Raw genomic sequence first — 21,980 nt, forward strand, 5'->3', positions numbered from 1 at the left:
ATTCCGCAAACGACGTAAATCCGTAGGAGCGAGGCTTGCCCGCGAAGGCGTCATAAAGGCGAATATAAACATCGATTGTTATCGGTTTTAAGTGGAGAATTTTTCGACAGAAAGAACATTTATCGCTTTTAAAGCCGATTTTTATCGGTTATAAAGTCGCCATTGCCCCGGTGTGGATGACTCACGCCCCGTGCAGTCTCTTTCTGTCATCAGTCGATGCCAACCTCGACCCTCAACACCTGCCCAGGAGATGATTCATGAGCCGTATCGTTACCGTCGCCGCTACCCAGATGGCCTGTTCCTGGGACCTTGAAGCCAACATTGAGACCGCTGAGAAGCTGGTCCGTGAGGCTGCGGCGAAAGGCGCGCAAATCATCCTGATCCAGGAGCTGTTCGAGGCGCCGTACTTCTGCCAGAAGCCGAACCCTGATTACCTGCAGCTGGCCACGACGGTCGAAGACAACGTCGCCATCAAGCATTTCCAGAAAATCGCCAAAGAACTGCAAGTCGTTCTGCCAATCAGCTTCTACGAGCTGGCCGGCCGCGCACGTTTCAACAGCATCGCGATCATCGATGCCGACGGCAGCAACCTCGGGATTTATCGTAAAAGCCACATCCCGGATGGCCCTGGCTATCACGAAAAGTACTACTTCAACCCGGGCGATACCGGCTTCAAAGTCTGGAACACCCGTTACGCGAAAATCGGCGTGGGCATCTGCTGGGATCAGTGGTTCCCTGAGTGCGCCCGCAGCATGGCGCTGCAAGGCGCGCAAATCCTGTTCTACCCGACCGCCATCGGCAGCGAGCCACACGACAAGACCATTTCGTCCCGCGACCATTGGCAACGCGTGCAACAAGGCCATGCCGGCGCCAACCTGATGCCGCTGATCGCCAGCAACCGCGTCGGCAACGAAGAGCAAGATGGCTACGACATCACCTTCTATGGCTCGTCGTTCATCGCCAACCAGTTTGGCGAGAAAGTCCAGGAGCTGAATGAAACAGAAGAAGGCATTCTGGTTCACAGTTTCGATCTCGATGAGCTGGAGCACATCCGCAGCGCATGGGGCTCATTTCGTGACCGTCGCCCGAACCTGTACGGCGCGATCAAAACCCTCGACGGTTCCCTGGAGTCCTGAACCATGACCACTTTGAACAGCACGCCTCGCACTGACGGTTTTTACATGCCCGCCGAATGGGCGCCCCAGACGCAGACCTGGATGATCTGGCCCGAGCGTCCGGACAACTGGCGCCTGGGCGGCAAACCGGCGCAAGCGGCGCATGTGGCGGTGGCCAAGGCCATTGCGCGTTTCGAACCGGTGACCGTGGCCGTCTCCGCTGGCCAGTACGAAAATGCTCGTGCCCGCCTCGACGTGCCGAATATTCGTTTGGTAGAAATGTCCAGCGATGACGCCTGGGTTCGGGATACCGGCCCGACGTTCATCATCAACAACCGCGGAGAAGTTCGAGGTGTGGATTGGGACTTCAATGCCTGGGGCGGTTTCGACGGTGGTCTGTATTCGCCGTGGAACCGTGATTCCCAGGTGGCGGGCAAGATCCTCGAAATCGAGCGCAGCCCGCGCTACCGCACCGAAGGTTTTGTGCTCGAAGGCGGCTCGATCCATGTCGATGGTGAAGGCACCCTGATCACCACCGAAGAGTGCTTGCTCAACCGCAATCGCAACCCGCACATGGACCGTGCGCAGATCGAAGCGGTACTCAGCGCCAATCTGGCTGTGGATAAGATCATTTGGCTGCCCGACGGGTTGTTCAATGACGAAACTGACGGTCATGTGGATAACTTCTGCTGCTACGTGCGTCCGGGCGAAGTGCTGCTGGCCTGGACTGATGACCCGCAAGACCCGAACTACCCGCGCTGCCAGGCGGCAATGAACGTGCTGCAAAACAGCACCGATGCCAAGGGGCGCCCGTTCACAGTGCACAAGATGCCGATTCCGGGGCCGTTGTACGCGACCGAAGAAGAGTGCGCTGGTGTCGATCCGGTGGATGGCACTCAGGAGCGCAATCCAACGGTTCGTCTGGCCGGCTCTTATGTGAACTTCCTGATCGTCAACGGCGGCATCATCGCCCCGAGCTTCGACGATCCATTGGACGGTCCGGCCAAAGAGATTTTGCAGACTGTATTCCCGCAGCATGAAGTGGTCATGGTGCCGGGTCGTGAACTGTTACTGGGGGGCGGTAATATCCACTGCCTTACCCAACAACAGCCCGCCCCGCACAAGGAGTGAGTGAGGTCGTAACAGCTTGAGTTGATTGAAGAATCGATTGAGCAGCGATTTAATCACGTCGTTTCGCAGCAAGCCCGCAGCCCATCAGGACTGCGGGCTTTTTTGTATCCACTTATCGACACTTCGAAAGTATTGGCACAGCTCTTGTATCTTCGATGGCGCAACATGGGGAGGGGAGAGAACTTCGATGTTCTGTCATAAACCTTGGATAAGTTAGCCGCTCACAAACCAGGAGAGAGCGCTGAGATGAACGCCGAAATGAACGTCGTGAGCGAGCGGGCACTGCATCCTCTGGCAGTTAACAGCGAATCGCTCCAGGTCTTGGCGCAATGGTTGAAGTCCAATGGAACGCGTCAGATCAGGGAGCCTGATCCGCGCCGGATGATGATCGAGCGCTACCCCGCTGGTTTATTCAGCGAGGCAGAACTGGAAGCACTGTGGGATGTAATGGAAGGATAAGAAGAAAAACAACGGATTGATAAAAGCGCTGCCGGGAAGGCGGCGCTTTTTTTTGGGGCGAAGGTTCTGATCGTTCCCACGCTCTGCGTGGGAATGCCTCACCGGACGCTCCGCGTCCATAGGGGACGCAGAGCGTCCCTGGCTGCATTTTCACGCAGAGCGTGGGAACGATCATTACGATCATCTTGCTCTTAAAAGCTGTAAGTACCGGTCACGACCAGGCTCCGCGGTGCGCCTGGTTGAATCTGCGCCGCGCTGGTGGCCGACGAGTAATACTCGCGATCGGTGATGTTGTTCAATGCCGCCCGCAAATCCCAATCTTTCTGCCGGAACCCGGCCAATGCATCCCAACGGCCGTAGCCTGGCAGCACAGTGGTGTTGAGGTTGTCGGCGTAACGCTGACCGACCAGGGTCAAACCGGTTTCGGCGTACCAGCCCATTTCCGGTTTCCAGGTCAGGAACAGGCTGCCGTTGTGCTTGGCCACATTGCTGATGCGTTTGCCTTCGAAGCCATTGTTGTCCTTCTCGATTGTTGCGTCCTGCACGCCGACGCCACCGCGCACGTACCAGTTGCCAGCGAGCTTGCCAGTGCCGGTCAATTCAATTCCGCGGGAGCGTTGCAGGCCGGTGAGCAAGGTCACGGTCGGATCGTTCGGGTCGCTGGTGCGACGGTTGTAAAGTTCCAGTTCGTAGATCGCCAGCGTAGTGCTCAGGCGATCGTCGAGCCAGTCGCTCTTCACGCCGATTTCCTTCTGTTTGGTCAGCTCAGGGCTCAGGTCGTTGCTGGCCACGCCTGGGGTGATGCCGATCAAGCCGCCACCGACCGGGGAAAAGGTTTTGGTCCAGGAGGCGTAGAAGGAGTGATTGTGCAGCGGTGTCCAGACCACGCCTACACGCGGGCTGGTGCTGTGGCTGTCACGATCTTCGGAAATGTCCCGCAGCTTGTTGGTCGATTCGATATCAAAGGTGTCGTAACGCAAACCGGCGAGCAATTGCCATTGGTCGTTCAGGCGCAGTTGGTCCTGTACGTACACCGCACGGCTTTCGACTTCGGTGTGAGTGCTGCTCGACACCTGCATGCGTCCGGTATGGCGCAAGTCGCGATTGGGGTTGTACAGGTCCAGCGCCGGAACCGGCGAACTGCCGCGCCCCGAGGTCGCTGCGTTATACAACGTCGGATCGCGCCGTTGGCTGCCGATCTCGATACCGGTCAGCAGGCGATGCTCCAGGCCGAATGTATCGAAGCCGCCTTCCAGTTCAATGTTGTTATAGACGTTGCGGGTGGTCAGATCTTGCTGCCAGTGTTGGCGCGTCACCTTGTTGGTCGCGGGGGTATAACCGGTCAGGTAAGTGTTGTCGAAATCGCTGTTGAGCTTGAATACGCCCAAGGTATGACGCAGCTGCCAGTTGTCGCTGAGTTCATAGCTGAGTTTCGAGCGCAAGGATTGTGACTTGTCGTCGATGAAATCGTGCTCGCTGCCATAGGTCGTCTCCGGCCCTACGTCCGCCGGGCGCCCGTTGACCCCGGGAATGCCGCGATCCGGCGTACGGTTGTAGCGACTGTATTCGTACTGCACCAGCCAGTTGAGGTCGGGCGTCAGTTGCCAGTTCATGGACGGCGCGAACAGTTGGCGATTGCCACTGACGCCATCGCGAAAGCTGTTCTGGTCCATGTTACCCATGTTCAGGCGCAGGCTGATGTTTTCGCTGGGGTCGGTGCTGAGGTCGGCATACAGGCTGCGCAGATCGTCGCTGCCACCTTGGGCTTCAAGAGTTGAGCGGCGACCGAACTCCGGCAGCTTGCTGACCCGGTTGACGATCCCGCCCTGGCTGCCACGGCCATACAACACCGCCGCCGGGCCTTTGAGGACTTCGATGCGTTCGATGTTGTGCAAGTCGCGCACGTACTGGCTGTCATCACGAATGCCATCGAGGTAGAAGTCGTTGCTGGCGTCGAAACCACGGATGCGCAGGCTGTCGAAGCGGGTGTCGGCGCCACTGCTGACGTTGGGGATGCCACTGAGTGCCGTGCCCAGATCGTTGGTGCCGTAATCTACGACGTTCGCGGTTTTCACCGAATCGATGGCCTGCGGCACGTAGCGCACCGGTGTAGCCGTGCGGGTCGCAGTGCTGGTCTCCTTTACGCGTGGATCGTCAGCTTGCGCTTCGGCGTTGATCGAAGTCTCGGGTAAAACAGTCGTGGCGGCACAGGTAAAACCAGCAGACAGGAAAGCAGAGAGCCCAAGGGTGATGGGCGTAAGGCGGGAGGGGGCAGGCATTTGAAGCGCATCCGGAAGGGTAGAAATATTCGAAGGCGCGAATGGTAATGCTTGTTATTTACTTTCGTTAATTATTCTTGAAGGGTGTCTTTGTTTGATTGTTTCAAATTGTGTCGTGATTGCTACAGAAACATTGGGTCGCATTCGACCGATTCATGAAACAGACTGAAAGCCATTCCAGCGTTTTTCCGAAACTGCCTGGGGGATTAACCTGCCGGCATTGAGTTTTCCTACTTTGTTGCCGGAGTTGTCCCATGATCCTTCATTACATTTACGACCCTTTATGTGGCTGGTGCTACGGCGCCAAACCGCTGGTCCAGGCTGCCCAAGCTGTGTTGCCTGTCATCGCCCACGGTGGCGGCATGATGAGCGGCACCAACCGCCAGACAGTTTCGCCACAACTGCGCAACTACGTGATGCCTCATGATCGACGCATCGCCGAATACACTGGCCAACCGTTTGGTGATGCCTATTTTGAGGGTTTGCTGCGCGATGAGACGGCAGTGTTCGATTCAGCGCCGCCGATTGCTGCCTTGCTGGCAGCCGAACAGATCGCTGGCCGCGGGCTAGCACTATTGGGGCGCTTGCAGACGGCTCATTACGTGGAGGGTCGACGCATCGCTGATAACGTCGTGCTGCTGGAACTGGCCACACAAACAGGCCTTGAACCCGAGGCGTTCCAACAGGCATTCAATGAAGCCGACACCGAGCGCCATATCAAGGACAGTCGCGCACTCCTGGCCAAGGTCGGTGGACAGGGTTTCCCGACTTTTGCGCTGGAACAGAGTGGCCAGTTCACCCTGGTCGACATCGGCCCTTGGTTCGGCAAGCCGCAAGCCTTCGCTCAATGGTTGAGCCAGTCGGTTATGGCAAAAGAGTCTTCATCCGTGTTTAAAACCCCGGCTGGTTAGGTTTTTTTCGCCTCATGACCGTAGGAAAATACAAAAAATAGCTGTTTCCGATCGCAAAAAGTTGAATTAAAGCAACTTCATACCGCGTTTCAATCAACGCTTGATATGCCTGAAATTCTTTCTCATGGGCTGCAAAACCTGCAACTACTAGATTAGGCCGCTAAATGCAGCGGAGACCTAGTAATGATCGTTTTAAACAGAGAAGTTGGTGAATCGCTACGGCGCGACAAGTATGTCAACGTCCAGGGCGCTGACTTCAATCTGTTCGGTCATTTTTCCGACTTCGTCAGATTGACCAAAAGTTGGGAAAACATGGAGCCGGACAGTTATTACGGCCAGGCCGATGCGGGCATGCGTTTTCGTCGTTACAGCGATTTTGAGTACAACCCGGTCACCCGTGACCTGACGCAGCTGGAACACCGCGCTTATGTGCAATCGAAGGCCAACAACAGCTACGTCGGCGGACTGGAGCGGCACTTCCAGGACTTCTCCAACGAAGTCATCAATTCGCCGGTGATGCGCAGCCTCATCGATGCGGATTTCGAGGTGTACAAACACGTATTGCCGCCGGAGTTGCACGACGAAATCTGGCAATGCCAGATCCATCAGATCCGCATCGAGATCAAGCCGGGCAAGCAACTGGAAATCACCCCTGAAGGTATTCACTGCGACGGTTATCCGTTCAGCGGTGTGCATTTCTGGGGCCGCAACAACGTGGAGGGGGCAGAGAGCCGTTTGTATTCGCCCCAAGAGGAACAATTGGCGGCGACGACCTATCTGGAAATCCTCGATACCACCTATTTCCTCGATCGCGACATGCGTCACTACGTGACACCGGCACGCAACACCCATGCTCACGAAATGGCCTATCGGCAGATTCTGGCCATTTCTTTCTCGCGGCCCGGGACCGCTTTCGACATTGTTCGCTGAACAGCTAGACCCCATGATGCATATCGCCGAGTGCCCTGTACCGGTGATGCTGCAGCGCGCGACAGCCAAGGATGCCCAGCGTCTGGAACGCTTCTTTCGGCAATTCAAAGAAGTGTCGTTCTGCGAATGGCAGGACGCCAAATGCCTGCGCGGTGTGTTGATGCAAAAAACCACCGCTGCGTTCCTTGCACTCGATATCAGTGGCGAAGTGATCGGCGCGGTATTGGGCGGTATGCTCGGCAGCCGTGGCACCATCAATCATTTGGCGGTAAGCCCGGTGTATCGCAGCCAGGGCGTGGGTCAGCGCCTGGTCGAAGCGGCATCGGCAGACATGAAACGTGTCGGTGTGCTGCGGATGTTCCTGTTTGTCGACGATGCTAATCTTGCCGGCAAACGTTTTTGGAGTGCCCAGGGCTTTTGCGAGCCGCGTGGCGAAACGACCTTTGAGAGGGACTTATGAATGAGACGTCCAGCAGCCAGCCGCTGATGGTCGAGCCCCAGCCCTCGCGCACATTTGCTGAAGCCAGCCCGGTAATTGCGGGCTACTTCACCGTGTCGTTTGTGTTCGGTTTGATGGCCGTCAATGCCGGAATGCCCGTGTGGCTGCCGGTGGCGATGTGCCTGTTTGTCTATGCCGGTGCTTCGCAGTTCGCCGCCCTGGCGCTGATCTCCAGCGGTGCATCGCTGACCACCATCATCCTGACGACGTTTCTGATCAATGCCCGGCACATGCTGATGTCGGTCTACATGGCCAAGGCCTTGCAGGCGATGGGGCTCAGTCGTCTCGAGCGCTGGTGTTATGCCGGCGGGCTGACCGATGAATCGTTCGCCTTTCACAGCGTCAAACTGGGCAAGGGCACGCCGGTCAATGTGCGTTATCTGATTGGCTTCAATCTGTATTGCCACACGTCGTGGGTACTGGGTGGTTTGCTGGGAGCAATCTGCGCGCAGTACGCGGCGCACCTGATCCAATATCAGCTCGACTATGCGCTGACCGCGATGATGCTCTATGTGCTGGTATCGCTGTGCACCACCCGCAATAAATTGATCGCCGCACTGGCTGCGGTCGCCTGCATGGGCGTCCTGAGCCTGATCGGCAATTCACCCTTCAACGTATTCATCGCCACATTCGTGGGCTGCGGAGTGGGTGTATGCCTGACCAAACGTTCCTGATCCTGGTCGTCGCGCTGATGATGGCCGTGACGTTCCTGCCGCGTGCCTTGCCGCTGCAAGTGAACACCGACCATTGGCCGCCGTTCGTCGCCAGGGCGCTGGAATACTTGCCGGTGGCGATCGTCGCTGCCATCAGCCTCACGCCGCTGTTGATCAAGGATCAGCAAGTGCAGCTCGATCGCCCGGAATTCTATGCAGCGATTCCGACGTTGTTATGTGCGTATTTCAGCAAAAACCTCTTTCTCAGTGTGGCGGTTGGGACGGCTGCGTATATTGCGCTCGGGTCGTTCATGTAGCGACAGAGCGACCACGTCGTTCAAGGCCTGGCCCGATAACTCGGAATTATTGACCGCCAACCGCACTTCAAGGGAATCCTCGAAACCGGGGAAAATGGTCAGGCCATTACGCAGGGCCGCCTCACGGGAAACCATGCCCAGGCCATCCATTTGCGTGATCAACGACAGGGTCAGGGTCTCGCTGCAGGAATAGATCATCCGTTTGCCTGACTCGTAATTACCAAGGCCGGCGTCGAGAAAACGCAAGAAGCTGTGGGAATACGGACAATCATCGGCAGGTCGCACCTGAAACTTGTTGCCGAGCAGCATCAGCGGATCGTTTTCCTGACCGCAATGAGCACCGACCACCTGCACCTGGACGTGGGGCAGGGCAATACTGGGTAAGCCCGGTTGTTGCGGGCCGATCAGCACGGCCAGGTCGAAATCCTCGTTCTTCAATTTGCTGAGGTTTTCCATCGACTCGGCGTAGCTGAATTCCAGTTGATAATCAGGAAACACTTCAATGAGGCGTCCGATCATTCGCCGGTTGAAGTCGACTGAGAGAGTGGTGTTAAGCGCAACTTTGAGCGTGCGTTGTCCAGGCACCTTCAGCGCGGCGACTTTCTCTTCCAGTTGCCGCGTGGCGACCAACACTTTGTCCATGTAGGGCGTGAGCTCCGTGCCCTGCGTTGTCAGGGTCAGCCCCTTGTTGGAGCGACGAAACAACCGAAAACCGAACTGCTCTTCAACCTTGTTCAACTGTGCGGCCAATGCCTGCACGGTCAAACAGGAATGCTCTGCCGCCGCCGACAATGAGCCGGTCTGCACAATGCGCATGAGGTTACGTAAGGTTCTGCTATCCATTTGGGTAATGCCCTCTGAAGTGGGCTGGCTATTGTTGTGTACCTGGCCGCCGGGTGGGCGTCGGTCGCGTGCTGGCTATGATCCTGCACCTGAGCATGCTTGTCCCGAGTTTAGTAGCGAAATGATTCTGCGTCCGATGGTTTAAGGCTTACACAGGATTAAGGTTTTTGATGGCGTCTGGATGATCAGGAGCGAAAAATCGCTCGTGGGTTTTCCCAAGTGACGGGAAACCTTTTGCCAAGGCAAAAAAAAGCAGCCTGGTCAGGCTGCTTCGGTGAATAGGTGCTTGATATTGTGCTCCCTCAAGCAGGGGAGGAGAGGTTTACCCGAACGCTGATTTCCAGGTCATCAACGGGGTTCCTAACGTCGACTATTGCCACCTGAAGGCAGTCGGTTTCGCGCTCTCGATTAAATTTTCTGTCCGCATGAGACGGCTGTCAACGGGTGTGTTTGACCGTACGTCGCGTCTTTCCTGGCTGTCTGTGGATGCGATTTTGTTCACGGCATCAGCAAAATAAACTCATTACACCACGTCACTAATGATGTTCCCGTCCCCACCTTTATCCCCCTGACCCAACCTCATACAGTCCTCTCCAACGCCTCCCCATCATTCCGATGAGAAGGTCACTGGAGAATTCATCATGCCTTTTGTCAGCGTTCGCATTACACGCGATGGCGTTACCTCAGAGCAGAAAGCTCAGGTGATCGCCGAAATCACTGAAACCCTGGAACGCGTCCTCAACAAACGCCCGGATCTGACCCACATCGTGATCGAAGAAGTCGACACCGATAACTGGGGCTATGCCGGAATCACCACTACCCAATACCGCAAGCAATTGGCCGAGGCGCAAGGGCAGTCATGACCGCGTGGGTCAAAAACCATCATTCAGTAGAGGGTTCATCATGAGCAATTCGAAAAAAGTCATCGTTATTACTGGCGCTTCTCAAGGTCTGGGCGCAGGCATGGTCAAGGCCTTCCGTGATCTCGATTATCGGGTGGTCGCCACTTCGCGTTCGATCCAGCCATCCACCGACCCGGACATCCTTACCGTTGCCGGCGACATCGGCGACCCGGCGACCGCCCAGCGAGTCATCCATGAAACGATCGAACGTTTCGGCCGTATCGATACCTTGGTCAATAACGCCGGGATCTTCATCGCCAAGCCATTCACTGCCTACACCCCCGAGGACTATGCCGCTGTGCTGTCGGTGAACCTGAATGGTTTCTTCTACATCACCCAACTCGCGATTACCGAGATGGAAAAACAGGGCAGCGGCCACATCGTCAACATCACCACCAGCCTGGTGGACCACGCGATTGACGGTGTGCCGTCGGTATTGGCCTCGTTGAGCAAAGGTGGCTTGAACGCGGCGACCAAATCCCTGGCCATTGAGTACGCCAAGCGTGGCATTCGGGTGAATGCGGTTTCCCCGGGCATCATCAAGACGCCGATGCATGGTGAAGAAACCCACGAAGCACTGGGAAGTTTGCACCCGGTCGGGCACATGGGAGAGATCAGCGATATTACTCAGGCTGTGATGTATCTGGACAGCGCCAACTTTGTCACCGGCGAGATCCTGCATGTTGACGGTGGGCAGAGTGCGGGGCACTAAGTGCGGTTCAGGAGTAGGGCGCTGTTCACAGCAAGGACGACGACCAGCGCTCTCTTCCTTGAGTCATTAGCCTCCGAACGGCGCTACCTTGATCGGTTCACCCTTTTTCGCGCATGACGGCGGATTGGTCATACCCAGTGTCAGCAGGTTGCCGCCGTTAATGATGCAATTGAACTGCTGGTTATCATTGGTTTTCAGCGCGACATAAGTATTCGTGCCTTCAGTACGACGGCTGACAATACTCAAGTCAGAAGGTGAATAGCCCAACGCGCCGGCGCTCTGGGATTTGATCTGCTCATCGGTTAGCGTGTTGGTACTGCTGGCGATGGAGTTGCAGCCCGCCAGAGTGAACAACAGCGCACCCGCCAGGGTTATTTTGTGAAGAGTCATGTGAGTGTTCCTTACTCGTTGGTGTTTCTTTCGGTCGTGTGGTGCCACGTACTTACCGGAAATCACAACTGAGGAAAGCAGTGGCTTGTGAAGCGTAGCAGAGGGAGATCTGCTGGCTGTTCAGGCTATGCTGTCAGCGCGCACCTTGTGCGGATGAAACGGTCTTGAGTCAGCCCACTTCTTCCAGATGCCTCCAGAGAAGTTGCGCGGCTTCTTCGCGCCGATCAGCAGCAGACGAATTCGTTACTCGTGCCTTCAGAGACAGAGCGCTCGACCCAGTCACGGAGTTGCTAGTTCGTGAAATGCTGAAGGTGCTCCACCAAAGCAGTGTTTCGATAATGTCGCCATATTGGCGCGCGCCAGTCCAATATGACGAGGCGCCCGGTCAAGCTGCCCGGAGCAATTAAATTCTTATTCGCCCGCGTGGTCGTTGCCACCGTGCGCGGCGATGAACATGGCGACGGCCGACCGGCAATAGGATTCGACTTCATTGTCGTCCTCTGCTTTCGCCTCATCGAAGCGGGCGATCATCAGGAGATCGGACCCTTTGAAAAGCGCGGCAAACAAGCGGGCGGACCCCAGAGGATCGGGCACGTTCAGCACCGCCTTCGCGTGCAACTGACGCAACAGGGCCTCGATCTGGGCGATGACATAGGCGGGGCCGGCTTCGTAATGGAGCTTGCTTAACGACTTTTGATTCGTCTTGTCGACCATGATCATGGCTTCGACACTGCGCACGTCCGGGCTCAACAACGTGCGAAGCAGGAATGTTCCCACCGCCATGAGCTGATCTGCCGCCGAACCGTCGACGCCTTCAATAAGGGCTTGTGGTGCAAACTGATGGCAGTGGGCCGCGATGGCCGCGCCGAACAGCGCCTCCTTGTTCTCGAAGTGCCGATAGATGCTTAGCTTGGATATCTTCGCCCGCTGGGCGACCTTGTCCATTGTCGTCGCTTGAAAACCCAATTCCACAAAAAGTTCGCACGCGGCCTCGACTATCGTTTGGCCAAGCGTCTCGTTGGCGGGCCGGCCACGCCGGCCCTGGCTTTTTTCGGTCATAAAAAATTCCAGTACTTGACAGTATTCTAATTCTTGAATTAGGGTACTTCAAAGTATCTTAAAAGTACAAGCCAATCTCCCTTCATCCATGCATGGAGCCCATCACCATGAATGACGTCATCATCATCGGCGGCAGCTTTGCCGGGCTTGCCGCCGCCCTGCAGCTCGGCCGTGCCCGCCGAAAGGTCACCGTTCTCGATACCGGCCTGCCTCGCAATCGCTTCGCCGACCATTCGCATGGCCTGCTCGGCCACGACCACAAACCACCGCTTGAGATCCTGGCCGAGGCGCGGCAGCAGCTGGCGCGCTATCCAATGGTCAGGCTGGTCACTGCCCGGGCCGAGAGCATCTCCGGCGCCATCGACGATTTCTCCGTCCTTACTGGCGATGGCGAAAGCCTCAGGGCGCGCCGCTTGATCCTGAGCTATGGCGTCGCCGACCAGATGCCTGAAGTTCCCGGCTTCGCCGAAGGCTGGGGCACCTCCATCGTGCCCTGCCCCTATTGCGACGGCTTTGAAGTTGCCGGTCGGCATTGGGGCCTCATCTGGTCCGGCCCGCCGTCGCACAACTACGTCAAGCTGTACCACGACTGGACCGACACTTTGACGGTCTTCGCCAATGGTCACGACATTCCACCCGACATCCGGGCCGATCTGGCGCGCCGCGGCATCCCTGTCGTCGATGGCCGGATCACCGAAATCGACCATGACGAGAGCCATAACACCACCGTCAGGCTCGACGCCGGCCCCGCTGTCGCGGTCGACATCCTGTTCGCGCATCCGCGCAACAAGCCGTCCGCACGTCTGCATGAATCGTTGGGCCTCGCCACGGTCGATACGCCCCAGGGCATCGCCCTCAAGGTTGACGAGCGTCGCGAAACCAGCGTGCCCGGCGTCTACGCCGCCGGCGACCTCGCCAATCCCCTCATGCCCTCGGTCACCACGGCATCATGGCAAGGCGCGATGGCGGGTATCTTCGCCCAGCAGTCGATGCTGGTTTGAGAGCACAGATTCCCTTCTTCGGTTGTCGCAGGCTTCTAGTTCCTGCTGATCCATGAACGTTTGGTCTGTCGATGGAGATAAGGCTTTGTTGGTCTTATCGCGGCAATGAGGCAGCTTCCAGGGAGTTTCCAAAACCCGGAAACAACAAAGCCCTCGCATTTCTGCGAGGGCTTTGTTTTGTATGGTGCCGGCACCAGGAGTCGAACCCGGGACCTACTGATTACAAGTCAGTTGCTCTACCAACTGAGCTATACCGGCGTGTTAGGGCGACGATTATAGCGATTGGATTGGTTCTGTAAACCCCTGAATTCAGACTATTTTTACGCAGGCGTTTGGTCAGGCGCGAATCAGCACTTTCTTGAGTTTTTGCAGGGCTCGCCAGGCTCGGCTGTTTTGCATCGCCCGCAACTGCGCTTCGGCGTGTTCGGCGCGTTGCAGGGCGGCGGCGAGGTGGTTTTCAGCGTCGGTGATGGGGTGGCTGAAGTTGTGGCCGCGACAGAACTGAAATTCGTCCAGGTTGCAGGGCGGGATGTCGAAGGCGGGTTTGAGGGCCAGGTGTTCTTCGGCGAGGTAGTAAGTGTTGATGCCGTCGAACAGGATGGACTGGTAGCCGGCGCCGGTGACGAGGGTTTCCCAGGTCTGGTCGCGTTCCCATGGGGTTTCGATGAGGATGATCCACGGTCGCCATCGGGTGAAGTCCATGCCGCGCAGGACGGTTTCTTCGTGGCCTTCGACGTCGATTTTCAGGAAGTGAATCGGGCGGTTCCCGGCGTGTTGTTCGCAGATGGAAGCCAGGGTGCGGGATTTGACGGTTTGGCTGCGCACGTCCATGCCAGCGTCTTTGTGTTGCTGGGCCAGGGCCGGGTCGAGGGTCGACAGGCCGGTGCCGGCGATGCCATAGAACGTCAGGTCATCGGCGCTTTCGCCGGCCACGCATTGCAGGTTGATGTCTTTTGCGCGTTGCTGGCACAGGGCGTTGTAGTAGTTCGCCACGGGCTCGACGTTGATGCCGGTCCAGCCGCGGTCATAGAAAGCTTTGGTGACGGAATCCTGAGTGGGGTCGTTGGCCCCGATATCGATATAAAAGCCATTTTCGACGTATTTGAGGGCGCGCCACAGGCGGATGTCTTCGAAATTCTGTGCGTAAGAAATGAACGTCACGGTCGCATCCTGTCGTCAGATTTTTCTTGTTCATGGCCGCATTGGCGGCGTCCTTGTAGGCGTGTATAGCAAGGGACGTTGCGAGGCGCAATTTTTCGCCATGGATGTCCCGATGTTCGGCGGTTATGTCGTTTTGATTAAATGTTTATGCACATTGCCCTGGAGGCGATGGCCTGTTCATTACGATTTTGTGAACTCGTTCTCATTTGTTTGCAAATGCCTGTTTTACCGGTTTTTTATTGGTATGAACAAAAAATGACCAGTGGTGTTTGGCGCGTAAAACAGCGTGGATATTGGATCCATGATAATTCCATCAACAGAGTTATCCACAGGCTTGGGTTGTTTAAGGGCGTTCTGCCAGGAGCAGGAAATTACGCGGTGTGAGTTGGGTTTCACAAAAGGTGCCGAGGCGAACGGTGTAACCCTGTTCGATGAGGAAAAGTGCCCGATCGAGGACCAGCCAGAGCTCCAGAGGCCGTCGGAAAAGGCCTCGCAGCAGTTCCAGATTGCGCACTTGCGCCAATCGCCGCCAACCGGCGGCTTCGAGTGTCGTCCAGTCTGGTGCGCCGACTGTGGATAAGTCTTTGAGTGCTGCCAGGTCGCGGCAGTAATCGGCGAAAGGTTTGTCCAGCCAGGCGCTGGGCAGGGAAGGGGTTGGCAGATATTCGTCGACGCCGCGCAGTTGCCGTTGCAGCAAGTCGAACGCCAGGCGCCGGGCCATGGAGGTGTCGCGCTGGCGTCGGACGCGAGCGCCGGCGGTGACGGTTTCGCTCATCGGCAGGGCAAGATCATCAAGGGACAGACGCAGGTCGGAACGTTCAGCCGCACAGGAAAGCGCCTGATAGGTGTCCAGATTGATCCGGTTGTAGCAGCACGGTGCGATGGCCAGTTGTTTGCAACCGGCGGCACTGGCGAGCTGGATCAGACGCACATGCAGATCACCGCACGCGTGCAGCGCTACGGTCGTGTTTTCGGCGTTCAACAAAGAGGCTGCGTCAGGGGCGAGCACATCTTGCTCGATGTGCAGCGCATGCAATTGATGACGCTGGCTGAGTGCCTGGCCGCTGGCAACCAGCGCCGGGTCGAATTCCAGGCACGTCAGTTGTTGCCCCGTTTGCAGCAGGCGCCGCCCCAAATGGCCCTTGCCCGAACACCAATCCAGCCAATGCGTCGGTGCATGAACAAACTGCAGGCGACTGGCGAACGCTTCAATCTGCTGCCATTTACGTCCCGGGACATCCACATTCAAGCGATGACCTGCCGCTTCAAGTTCACGAGCCGGTAATTCATCCACCGCGCTCAGTTCAGCAGACTTCGCCGCCAATGAAGCAAACGGCTCCGGCGCATCAAGCAAACAAGGTTGGTTATGAGTGTTTTCCGCATCCTCCAGCGACCGACCGCGTAGCCAAAACGCCAACTCCGGGCAGGACGCTTCCCAAGGCAGTTGCAGATGGGTAAACGGTCGAGGTTGCCACAGTGCCTGATGCTTGATCAGAAAAGCATCCAGCGCGGTGAAACGGGCGAGCAGGGCCTCGCCCGTCAGCACGCAGGCATTAACGCCCTTGGCAGGCATCGACGCGCAACCAGCGCTCCAGCAGCTTGAAGCCACGAACCAGCACGTAAGCCATCAGCAGATAGAACATGCCCGCAGCGAAGAAGATCTCCACTGGCAGGTAGGTACGGGCAATGATGGTGCGGGCCATGCCGGTCAATTCCAGCAAGGTCACGGTACTGGCCAGGGCACTGGCCTTGAGCATCAGAATTACTTCGTTGCTGTAGGCCGGCAGGCCGATGCGGGCCGCCCGCGGCAGCATGATGTAGAACAGCGCTTTGGCCCGGGACATGCCCAATGCCCGCGCCGCTTCAATCTCGCCTGGTGGAATGGCCTGGATTGCGCCGCGCAGGATCTCGGCGATGTAGGCCGCGGTGTGCAGGGTCATGGTCGCGGTGGCGCACCAGAACGGACTGCGCAGGTAAGGCCACATCGAACTGTTACGCACCGCGTCGAACTGCGCCAGGCCGTAGTAGACCAGGAACAGCTGAACCAGCAACGGTGTACCCCGGAAAAAGAAGATATAGCCGTAGGGGAACGCCCGCACGTACCAGTGTCGTGACGAGCGAGCGATGCCCAGTGGAATCGCCAGCAGCAACCCGGCGATCACGGCGATAGCCACCAGCTCCAGGGTCAGCGTCGCGCCCTGAGCCAGTTTTGGCAGCCACTTGATGATGACTTCCCAGTTCATTAAGTGTTCCTCGCGAAGCCGCGAGCGGCGCGTCGTTCCATAAAGTGCATGCCGGTCATGGCCAGAATGGTCAGGCCCAGATACATGAAGGCAGCCACCATGTAGAAGGTGAACGGTTGTTTGGAGATGGTCACGCCGATTTGTGTGTGGCGCATGATTTCTTCCAGGCCGATGACAGAGACCAACGCGGTGTCTTTCATCAGGATCATGAACAGGTTGCCCAGGCCCGGCAGGGCGATGCGCCACATTTGCGGCATGATCAGTCGGGTAAAGATGCGAAATTTCGACAAGCCCAGGGCAACGCCGGCTTCACGGTGACCCTTTGGAATTGCCAGGATCGCACCGCGAAACACTTCCGTGGCGTAGGCGCCGAAGCATAGTCCCAGCGCAATGACGCCGGCGGCGAAGGCGTTGAGTTCGAGGTCGGGGTTGCCGAAAAACTCACCCAAGGCACGCATCAGGTTGACTGTGCCGAAGTAGATCAACAGCACCCAGAGTAACTCCGGGATACCGCGAACCAGCGTGGAATAAGTACCGCCAAGCCATTGCAGCGGCTTGTAGGGGGAGGTCTTGGCCAAGGCGCCGAGCAGACCGAGCACCAGCCCCAGGCACAAGGCCGAGAGTGCCAGTTTCACAGTCATCAGCGCGCCAGCGGCGAGCGCCGGGCCGAATCCGTAGAGGTCGATAATCATGGATTTCTATTCAAATCGCGGCAGGCAAGGCGAAGGACCGACACCGTCACAGAACGGCGTCGGCCAGGCAGGTCAGCATCAATAGATGCTGAACGGGAAGTACTTGTCGTTGATCTTTTTGTAGGTGCCATCAGCGACGATTTCTTTCAGCGCATTGTCCAGCTTTTCGCGAATCGGGTCGTTCTTGCGCACAGCGATACCGATCTTGTCGCTTTCTTCAACCGGGTCGCCCTTGAATTCGTAAGCCCGGCCGGCGTCGCTTTTGAGCCATTCGTAGTTGACGTACTTGTCGGCGAGGATGGCGTCCAGACGTCCCGAAGTCAGGTCCAGGTAGGCGTTTTCCTGGGTGTCGTAGAGTTTGATTTCGACACCTTCCATGTTGTCTTCCAGCCAGGTGCCGGCCAGGGTCGCGCGTTGGGCGCCGATCACTTTGCCCTGCAACGACTCCTTGTCGGTTTTGAAGTCGACGTTTTTCGGTGCGATGAACTGCAGCTTGTTGGAGTAGTACGGGGCGGTGAAGTCCACCGCTTGCTTGCGTTCGTCAGTGATCGACATCGAGGAGATCAGGAAGTCGAACTTCTTGGCGTTCAGGGCCGGGATGATGCCGTCCCAGTCGGACGTGACCACGGTGCACTCGACTTTCATCTTGGCGCACAGGGCGTCACCGATTTCTTTGTCGAAGCCGACGACATTGCCACTGGCATCTTTGTTATTGAACGGCGGGTAGGCCGCTTCGATGCCCATCTTCAAGGTCTCGGCGGCGGCACCGGCGCTGAAGGCCAGAGTGACAGCAGCGGCCAGGAAGATTTTTTTGTAGTTCTGCATGCGGGTAGCTCCGTTAGCGGTTGCTGGACATGAATTGTTTGCAGCGTGCCGAAAGCGGGTTTTCAAACACCTGCTGCGGCGATCCTTGTTCTTCGACCAGGCCTTGGTGAAGGAACACCACTTCGCTGGACACCTGACGGGCAAAGCCCATTTCATGGGTCACAAGCAGCATGGTGCGGCCTTCTTCGGCCAATGCGCGGATGACATTAAGTACTTCCTGGACCATTTCCGGGTCAAGGGCGGAGGTGGGTTCGTCGAACAGAATGACTTTGGGCTGCATCGCCAGGGTGCGGGCGATGGCCGCGCGTTGCTGCTGGCCGCCGGAGAGTTGCGACGGGTAGGCGTGGCGCTTGTCAGCGATACCGACCTTGGCCAGCAAGGCTTCGGCGACTTCAATGGCTTCGGCCTTACTTTGGCCGAGCACGCGGCGCGGGGCTTCGATGATGTTGTCGAGCACGCTCATGTGCGGCCAGAGATTAAAGTTCTGAAATACAAAACCAATCTCGCTGCGCAGGCGATTGATCTGCTTGCCATCGGCAGCGACCAGTTCGCCGTTCTTGGCGGCTTTGAGCTTGAGTTCTTCGCCGGCGACCAGGATCTGGCCCTGGTGCGGGTTTTCCAGCAGGTTAATGCAACGCAGGAATGTGGACTTGCCGGAACCGGAGGAACCCAGGATCGAGATCACATCGCCGTCGCGGGCGGTCAGCGAGATGCCTTTGAGCACCTCAAGCTGTCCGTAGCGTTTGTGCAAGTTGCGGATTTCAAGCGCGGGCGTGGCCTCAGCCATGTGCGTTCCTCATAGTGTTTTGCGCTCCTGCTATTGGCGGCCTTCCTGGCGAGGCGGCCAAGCTAGCATAGCGTTCGAATGGCAGCCAACAGCGCTACGGACGGTAAACGGGTGGCATGTGGCAGGTTGTCGCATCGGCACAGCAGACTGTCGCCCTATCAACAACCGAACAGCCGTTTGAACGCGCTCGGACGTGGCTGTCGCGTAAAAAAAGGCGCGATGTTGCCAGCTTTGACGGGGTGTTGGAAGCGCCAACCGGACAAACGTTCCTGATCTGCACTTTTATTGTGCGTGCCTGTATTTCTTGATGTGTTTCTAGTGCGCAGATTCGTTACTGAAGTGGGTGGCAGAGTAACGCTGTGGCGAAATGCTATTGATCTCAATGACTTGCGATAACTGCCCGACCAGCGTGCAGGCCCCGTGTAATGGGCGTGCGAAACATTTTGGCGCAAATATTGCGTGCAGAATAAGAAACGCCCTGTTGGATTATTTTTACGAGTCAGGCGGGCGACGTCATCGCTTTCCTTGCAAAGGTAGTCTTAATGAGTAGTAGCCAAAGCTCCTCCAATGGCCTTGAACAAGGGCTAAAACCGCGTCATGTGACCATGCTGTCGATTGCCGGGGTTATCGGCGCCGGCCTGTTTGTGGGCTCCGGCCACGCCATTGCCGCTGCCGGCCCGGCCGTGCTGTTGGCTTACGCGGCCGCCGGTGCCCTCGTGGTTCTGGTCATGCGAATGCTCGGCGAGATGGCCGTTGCATCGCCAGACACAGGTTCCTTCTCCACGTACGCCGATCGCGCGATCGGTCACTGGGCCGGTTTCACCATCGGCTGGCTCTACTGGTGGTTCTGGGTTTTGGTCATCCCGCTGGAGGCTATCGCTGCCGCGACCATTCTGCATGCCTGGTTCCCGGGTGTGGCGATCTGGGCCTTCACCTTGGTGATCACCTTGCTGCTGACCGTGACCAACCTGTTCAGCGTGAATAACTACGGTGAGTTCGAGTTCTGGTTTGCCCTGGTCAAAGTCGTAGCGATCATCGGCTTTATCGGTCTTGGCATTCTGGCAATCTTCGGCTTCTTGCCGACCAGCCAGGTCAGCGGCGTGTCGCATTTGTTTGACACGCAAGGCTTCCTGCCAAACGGCATGGGCGCGGTGCTGGGTGCCATCCTGACCACCATGTTTTCCTTCATGGGCACCGAGATTGTGACCATCGCGGCTGCGGAGTCGAAGAACCCAGGCAAGCAAATCTCCAAGGCCACCAACTCGGTGATCTGGCGGATCGGCTTGTTCTATCTCGTATCGATCTTCATCGTCGTGGCTCTGGTGCCATGGAATGACCCGGTTCTGGCCAGCGTGGGTTCCTACCAGACCGTGCTGGAGCGCATGGGTATCCCGAATGCCAAGCTGATCGTCGATATCGTGGTTCTGGTTGCGGTAACCAGTTGCCTGAACTCGGCGCTCTACACTGCTTCGCGCATGATGTTCTCGTTGGGCAAGCGCGGCGATGCGCCGGCCGTTTCCCAGCGCACCAACAGCAGCGGCACACCTTACTGGGCCGTGATGCTATCGACCGCAGCTGCGTTTCTTGCAGTGTTCGCCAACTACGTGGCCCCGGCCGCTGTATTCGAATTCTTGCTGGCCAGCTCGGGCGCCATCGCGTTGCTGGTGTATCTGGTGATCGCGATTTCGCAACTGCGTATGCGCAAACAGCGTATGGCTCGCGGTGAAAAAATCGTCTTCAGCATGTGGCTGTTCCCGGGCCTGACCTACGCAGTGATCGTATTCATTGTCGCGGCCCTGACCATCATGCTGTTCCAGGAAGCCCATCGCGCGGAGATTCTCGCGACCGGTTTGCTGAGCCTGTTGGTAGTGACTGCCGGGTTGTTAGTGGCTCGCCGTCGCAAGGTGCAGAAGATGGGGGCGGTGGTACTGAACTGATTCGTACCCTGTAAGGCCAAACGGCCGCTGTCAGTGATGACAAGCGGCCGTTTTTGTTTCTAATCAAGCAACAGCGCAAAACTTGTAGCAGCTGGCGAAGCTTGCGTTCGGCAGTCGTATAAACCTGCTCGCGAGGTCATCCTGATCAACCGCGTCGTCTGACTTCACGACTGCTGCGCAGCCGAACGCAGGCTTCGCCAGCTACAGGTCGTGTTACGGCTTGATGGGTGTTTACTCGGCCTTTTCTTCCTGGGCATCCAGGGACTGGCGATAACTGTCCAGCGCATCGCCAAAGTCAGTGATGAATTGTGGGTCGGTCAGCCAGGCCTGGGCCGCGTCGCGGTCCATGCCGTCGGCCCACATGCGGTAGTCGATCAGCATGTCAGCGGCCAGGTGTGTGGCGGCCATGGCCTCGTTGTCGGCGTTCTCCAGGTCCAGCAGTTCTGGATGGTCGCTGATGATTTCGGCGAGGTCTGACAGCAGGGTCAGCAGCATGTCGTTGCGGCTGGTAGCCTCGGCGTCACGCATTTTGCTGAACATTGCCAGGGTGTATTCCGGAATCGGCTCACCGGGTTCGCCCAGGTCATCGTCCAGCGCGGCGGGTTTTCTGCCGTGGATATTGATTTGCCTGGCTTTGATCTTGGCGCGTTTGGCGCGTTTCTGTTGCTTGTTCAGGGAGGCCATGGGAACTCAGTTCGATTTCTGTTGGTTTTGGGTTGCGATGGCGTCGGACGCCGCCACGTAGTCAGCCTGGAAGGCTGGGGATTCGATCCACGCCAGTGCGCCGGCTTCGTCCACTTCGGTGGACCATTGGCGATACTCGATCAGCGCGGCGACGATAAAATCTGTCGCTGTTTCTTCGCCTTCCTGCTCCAGCACCAACGCGAGCAGCGGGTGTTCAAGGAAGGCCCTGCACATGGCTTGCTGGCTGATCTTCTGCGCGTCGATCATTTCTTTGAACAGGTCAGTCAGGTCCACCGATTCGAAGTCGATGCGATCGTCGTTCGGGTCCAGCTCCACCGGCGCGGCGGCCCGCTGGGTGCGGTTCTGCTTGGCCTTGGCTTTGGCGCGGGAAGCGCGTTTGTTCTGCTTGTTGGCGGAGGCCATGGGCGTCGTTCCGTAATTCGTTGAGAG

General features: G+C 57.5%; 24 protein-coding genes and 1 tRNA gene. 12 read left to right on the plus strand and 13 right to left on the minus strand.

The genetic code is table 11. The features are described from left to right. Window positions 1-257 precede the first annotated feature (257 nt). The 3 genes from aguB to BZL43_RS21580 all read left to right on the plus strand — a co-directional run bounded on the left by aguB (window position 258) and on the right by BZL43_RS21580 (window position 2,705). A complete protein-coding gene (aguB, locus tag BZL43_RS21570; RefSeq protein ID WP_095634176.1) occupies window positions 258-1,136 on the plus strand; it encodes an N-carbamoylputrescine amidase in 879 nt (292 codons plus the stop codon). Between the two features lie 3 nt (window positions 1,137-1,139). Beyond that, window positions 1,140-2,246, plus strand: a complete 1,107-nt coding sequence (gene aguA / locus BZL43_RS21575; RefSeq protein WP_095634177.1) for an agmatine deiminase — start codon at window positions 1,140-1,142, stop codon at window positions 2,244-2,246. 246 nt (window positions 2,247-2,492) lie between these two features. Then, window positions 2,493-2,705, plus strand: coding sequence for a hypothetical protein (locus tag BZL43_RS21580; RefSeq protein WP_030129326.1), 213 nt, complete (start codon window positions 2,493-2,495; stop codon window positions 2,703-2,705). Between the two features lie 191 nt (window positions 2,706-2,896). Here the strand turns inward: BZL43_RS21580 and BZL43_RS21585 are convergent, their stop codons facing one another. Continuing rightward, window positions 2,897-4,984 carry a TonB-dependent siderophore receptor gene (locus BZL43_RS21585; RefSeq protein ID WP_095634178.1) on the minus strand — a complete coding sequence of 696 codons (2,088 nt, stop codon included), beginning with the start codon at window positions 4,982-4,984 and terminating at the stop codon, window positions 2,897-2,899. A gap of 254 nt (window positions 4,985-5,238) precedes the next feature. Between BZL43_RS21585 and BZL43_RS21590 the strand changes: the two genes are divergently transcribed. The 5 genes from BZL43_RS21590 to BZL43_RS21610 all read left to right on the plus strand — a co-directional run bounded on the left by BZL43_RS21590 (window position 5,239) and on the right by BZL43_RS21610 (window position 8,294). Then, on the plus strand, window positions 5,239-5,895 hold the full coding sequence (locus BZL43_RS21590; RefSeq protein WP_095634179.1) for a DsbA family protein: 657 nt from the start codon (window positions 5,239-5,241) through the stop codon (window positions 5,893-5,895). 183 nt (window positions 5,896-6,078) lie between these two features. After that, complete coding sequence (locus tag BZL43_RS21595; protein ID WP_095634180.1) at window positions 6,079-6,825, plus strand: 2OG-Fe dioxygenase family protein; 747 nt, start codon at window positions 6,079-6,081, stop codon at window positions 6,823-6,825. Between the two features lie 46 nt (window positions 6,826-6,871). Next, entirely contained in the window at window positions 6,872-7,285 is a 414-nt protein-coding gene (locus BZL43_RS21600; RefSeq protein WP_168185130.1) for a GNAT family N-acetyltransferase, read from the plus strand. Continuing rightward, window positions 7,282-7,998, plus strand: a complete 717-nt coding sequence (locus BZL43_RS21605; protein WP_095634181.1) for an AzlC family ABC transporter permease — start codon at window positions 7,282-7,284, stop codon at window positions 7,996-7,998. Before BZL43_RS21600 ends, BZL43_RS21605 begins: the two co-directional genes overlap by 4 nt. Beyond that, entirely contained in the window at window positions 7,977-8,294 is a 318-nt protein-coding gene (locus BZL43_RS21610) for an AzlD domain-containing protein (RefSeq protein ID WP_095634182.1), read from the plus strand. Before BZL43_RS21605 ends, BZL43_RS21610 begins: the two co-directional genes overlap by 22 nt. Here the strand turns inward: BZL43_RS21610 and BZL43_RS21615 are convergent. Continuing rightward, entirely contained in the window at window positions 8,211-9,137 is a 927-nt protein-coding gene (locus BZL43_RS21615) for a LysR family transcriptional regulator (RefSeq protein ID WP_095634183.1), read from the minus strand. The two genes, BZL43_RS21610 and BZL43_RS21615, sit on opposite strands and share 84 nt — an antisense overlap. A gap of 641 nt (window positions 9,138-9,778) precedes the next feature. On the opposite strand from BZL43_RS21615, the gene BZL43_RS21620 reads away from it, so the two are divergent. Further along, window positions 9,779-10,000, plus strand: a complete 222-nt coding sequence (locus BZL43_RS21620; RefSeq protein ID WP_007897514.1) for a 4-oxalocrotonate tautomerase family protein — start codon at window positions 9,779-9,781, stop codon at window positions 9,998-10,000. Window positions 10,001-10,040: 40 nt separating this feature from the next. After that, entirely contained in the window at window positions 10,041-10,751 is a 711-nt protein-coding gene (locus BZL43_RS21625) for an SDR family NAD(P)-dependent oxidoreductase (protein WP_095634184.1), read from the plus strand. A 66-nt stretch (window positions 10,752-10,817) separates the two neighbouring features. Here the strand turns inward: BZL43_RS21625 and BZL43_RS21630 are convergent, their stop codons facing one another. After that, the gene (locus tag BZL43_RS21630) at window positions 10,818-11,141 is read right to left on the minus strand and encodes a hypothetical protein (RefSeq protein ID WP_063341871.1); all 324 of its coding nucleotides are present in this window, start codon (window positions 11,139-11,141) and stop codon (window positions 10,818-10,820) included. Between the two features lie 411 nt (window positions 11,142-11,552). Further along, the gene (locus BZL43_RS21635) at window positions 11,553-12,200 is read right to left on the minus strand and encodes a TetR/AcrR family transcriptional regulator (protein ID WP_095634185.1); all 648 of its coding nucleotides are present in this window, start codon (window positions 12,198-12,200) and stop codon (window positions 11,553-11,555) included. Between the two features lie 107 nt (window positions 12,201-12,307). On the opposite strand from BZL43_RS21635, the gene BZL43_RS21640 reads away from it, so the two are divergent. After that, the gene (locus BZL43_RS21640) at window positions 12,308-13,201 is read left to right on the plus strand and encodes an NAD(P)/FAD-dependent oxidoreductase (protein ID WP_095634186.1); all 894 of its coding nucleotides are present in this window, start codon (window positions 12,308-12,310) and stop codon (window positions 13,199-13,201) included. A 182-nt stretch (window positions 13,202-13,383) separates the two neighbouring features. On the opposite strand, the gene BZL43_RS21645 is transcribed toward BZL43_RS21640, so the two are convergent. From BZL43_RS21645 to BZL43_RS21675, 7 genes are all read right to left on the minus strand, one after another. Next, a tRNA-Thr gene (locus tag BZL43_RS21645) sits at window positions 13,384-13,459 on the minus strand. Window positions 13,460-13,537: 78 nt separating this feature from the next. Continuing rightward, window positions 13,538-14,362, minus strand: coding sequence for an FkbM family methyltransferase (locus BZL43_RS21650; RefSeq protein ID WP_095634187.1), 825 nt, complete (start codon window positions 14,360-14,362; stop codon window positions 13,538-13,540). Window positions 14,363-14,705: 343 nt separating this feature from the next. Next, window positions 14,706-15,935, minus strand: coding sequence for a methyltransferase (locus BZL43_RS21655; RefSeq protein ID WP_095634188.1), 1,230 nt, complete (start codon window positions 15,933-15,935; stop codon window positions 14,706-14,708). Then, window positions 15,916-16,605: an ABC transporter permease gene (locus BZL43_RS21660; protein WP_095634189.1), complete on the minus strand. Its 690-nt coding sequence runs from the start codon at window positions 16,603-16,605 to the stop codon at window positions 15,916-15,918. The genes BZL43_RS21655 and BZL43_RS21660 overlap by 20 nt, the downstream gene beginning before the upstream one ends. Then, window positions 16,605-17,297 carry an ABC transporter permease gene (locus BZL43_RS21665; RefSeq protein ID WP_095634190.1) on the minus strand — a complete coding sequence of 231 codons (693 nt, stop codon included), beginning with the start codon at window positions 17,295-17,297 and terminating at the stop codon, window positions 16,605-16,607. The genes BZL43_RS21660 and BZL43_RS21665 overlap by 1 nt, the downstream gene beginning before the upstream one ends. Window positions 17,298-17,375: 78 nt before the next feature. Continuing rightward, window positions 17,376-18,122, minus strand: a complete 747-nt coding sequence (locus tag BZL43_RS21670; RefSeq protein WP_095634191.1) for an ABC transporter substrate-binding protein — start codon at window positions 18,120-18,122, stop codon at window positions 17,376-17,378. Window positions 18,123-18,135: 13 nt separating this feature from the next. Continuing rightward, the gene (locus tag BZL43_RS21675; protein WP_095634192.1) at window positions 18,136-18,909 is read right to left on the minus strand and encodes an ABC transporter ATP-binding protein; all 774 of its coding nucleotides are present in this window, start codon (window positions 18,907-18,909) and stop codon (window positions 18,136-18,138) included. A gap of 542 nt (window positions 18,910-19,451) precedes the next feature. Here BZL43_RS21675 and gabP point away from each other — a divergent pair. Then, a complete protein-coding gene (gabP, locus tag BZL43_RS21680) occupies window positions 19,452-20,846 on the plus strand; it encodes a GABA permease (protein ID WP_095634193.1) in 1,395 nt (464 codons plus the stop codon). A 231-nt stretch (window positions 20,847-21,077) separates the two neighbouring features. Here gabP and BZL43_RS21685 read toward each other — a convergent pair whose 3' ends face one another. Beyond that, the gene (locus BZL43_RS21685; protein ID WP_095634194.1) at window positions 21,078-21,530 is read right to left on the minus strand and encodes a hypothetical protein; all 453 of its coding nucleotides are present in this window, start codon (window positions 21,528-21,530) and stop codon (window positions 21,078-21,080) included. 6 nt (window positions 21,531-21,536) lie between these two features. Continuing rightward, complete coding sequence (locus BZL43_RS21690; protein WP_095634195.1) at window positions 21,537-21,953, minus strand: hypothetical protein; 417 nt, start codon at window positions 21,951-21,953, stop codon at window positions 21,537-21,539. Window positions 21,954-21,980: the final 27 nt, after the last annotated feature.

It is taken from the genome of Pseudomonas sp. PICF141, from assembly GCF_002286815.1.
In the GTDB taxonomy this organism is placed as follows: Bacteria; Pseudomonadota; Gammaproteobacteria; order Pseudomonadales; family Pseudomonadaceae; genus Aquipseudomonas.

What these genes read in the sequence shown, in the direction of transcription:
- aguB (WP_095634176.1), top strand. Translation starts at nt 258, where the DNA reads ATGAGCCGTATCGTTACCGTCGCCGCTACCCAGATGGCCTGTTCCTGG.
- aguA (WP_095634177.1), top strand. Translation starts at nt 1,140, where the DNA reads ATGACCACTTTGAACAGCACGCCTCGCACTGACGGTTTTTACATGCCC.
- BZL43_RS21580 (WP_030129326.1), top strand. Translation starts at nt 2,493, where the DNA reads ATGAACGCCGAAATGAACGTCGTGAGCGAGCGGGCACTGCATCCTCTG.
- BZL43_RS21585 (WP_095634178.1), bottom strand. Translation starts at nt 4,984, where the DNA reads ATGCCTGCCCCCTCCCGCCTTACGCCCATCACCCTTGGGCTCTCTGCT.
- BZL43_RS21590 (WP_095634179.1), top strand. Translation starts at nt 5,239, where the DNA reads ATGATCCTTCATTACATTTACGACCCTTTATGTGGCTGGTGCTACGGC.
- BZL43_RS21595 (WP_095634180.1), top strand. Translation starts at nt 6,079, where the DNA reads ATGATCGTTTTAAACAGAGAAGTTGGTGAATCGCTACGGCGCGACAAG.
- BZL43_RS21600 (WP_168185130.1), top strand. Translation starts at nt 6,872, where the DNA reads ATGCTGCAGCGCGCGACAGCCAAGGATGCCCAGCGTCTGGAACGCTTC.
- BZL43_RS21605 (WP_095634181.1), top strand. Translation starts at nt 7,282, where the DNA reads ATGAATGAGACGTCCAGCAGCCAGCCGCTGATGGTCGAGCCCCAGCCC.
- BZL43_RS21610 (WP_095634182.1), top strand. Translation starts at nt 7,977, where the DNA reads ATGCCTGACCAAACGTTCCTGATCCTGGTCGTCGCGCTGATGATGGCC.
- BZL43_RS21615 (WP_095634183.1), bottom strand. Translation starts at nt 9,137, where the DNA reads ATGGATAGCAGAACCTTACGTAACCTCATGCGCATTGTGCAGACCGGC.
- BZL43_RS21620 (WP_007897514.1), top strand. Translation starts at nt 9,779, where the DNA reads ATGCCTTTTGTCAGCGTTCGCATTACACGCGATGGCGTTACCTCAGAG.
- BZL43_RS21625 (WP_095634184.1), top strand. Translation starts at nt 10,041, where the DNA reads ATGAGCAATTCGAAAAAAGTCATCGTTATTACTGGCGCTTCTCAAGGT.
- BZL43_RS21630 (WP_063341871.1), bottom strand. Translation starts at nt 11,141, where the DNA reads ATGACTCTTCACAAAATAACCCTGGCGGGTGCGCTGTTGTTCACTCTG.
- BZL43_RS21635 (WP_095634185.1), bottom strand. Translation starts at nt 12,200, where the DNA reads ATGACCGAAAAAAGCCAGGGCCGGCGTGGCCGGCCCGCCAACGAGACG.
- BZL43_RS21640 (WP_095634186.1), top strand. Translation starts at nt 12,308, where the DNA reads ATGAATGACGTCATCATCATCGGCGGCAGCTTTGCCGGGCTTGCCGCC.
- BZL43_RS21655 (WP_095634188.1), bottom strand. Translation starts at nt 15,935, where the DNA reads ATGCCTGCCAAGGGCGTTAATGCCTGCGTGCTGACGGGCGAGGCCCTG.
- BZL43_RS21660 (WP_095634189.1), bottom strand. Translation starts at nt 16,605, where the DNA reads ATGAACTGGGAAGTCATCATCAAGTGGCTGCCAAAACTGGCTCAGGGC.
- BZL43_RS21665 (WP_095634190.1), bottom strand. Translation starts at nt 17,297, where the DNA reads ATGATTATCGACCTCTACGGATTCGGCCCGGCGCTCGCCGCTGGCGCG.
- BZL43_RS21670 (WP_095634191.1), bottom strand. Translation starts at nt 18,122, where the DNA reads ATGCAGAACTACAAAAAAATCTTCCTGGCCGCTGCTGTCACTCTGGCC.
- BZL43_RS21675 (WP_095634192.1), bottom strand. Translation starts at nt 18,909, where the DNA reads ATGGCTGAGGCCACGCCCGCGCTTGAAATCCGCAACTTGCACAAACGC.
- gabP (WP_095634193.1), top strand. Translation starts at nt 19,452, where the DNA reads ATGAGTAGTAGCCAAAGCTCCTCCAATGGCCTTGAACAAGGGCTAAAA.
- BZL43_RS21685 (WP_095634194.1), bottom strand. Translation starts at nt 21,530, where the DNA reads ATGGCCTCCCTGAACAAGCAACAGAAACGCGCCAAACGCGCCAAGATC.
- BZL43_RS21690 (WP_095634195.1), bottom strand. Translation starts at nt 21,953, where the DNA reads ATGGCCTCCGCCAACAAGCAGAACAAACGCGCTTCCCGCGCCAAAGCC.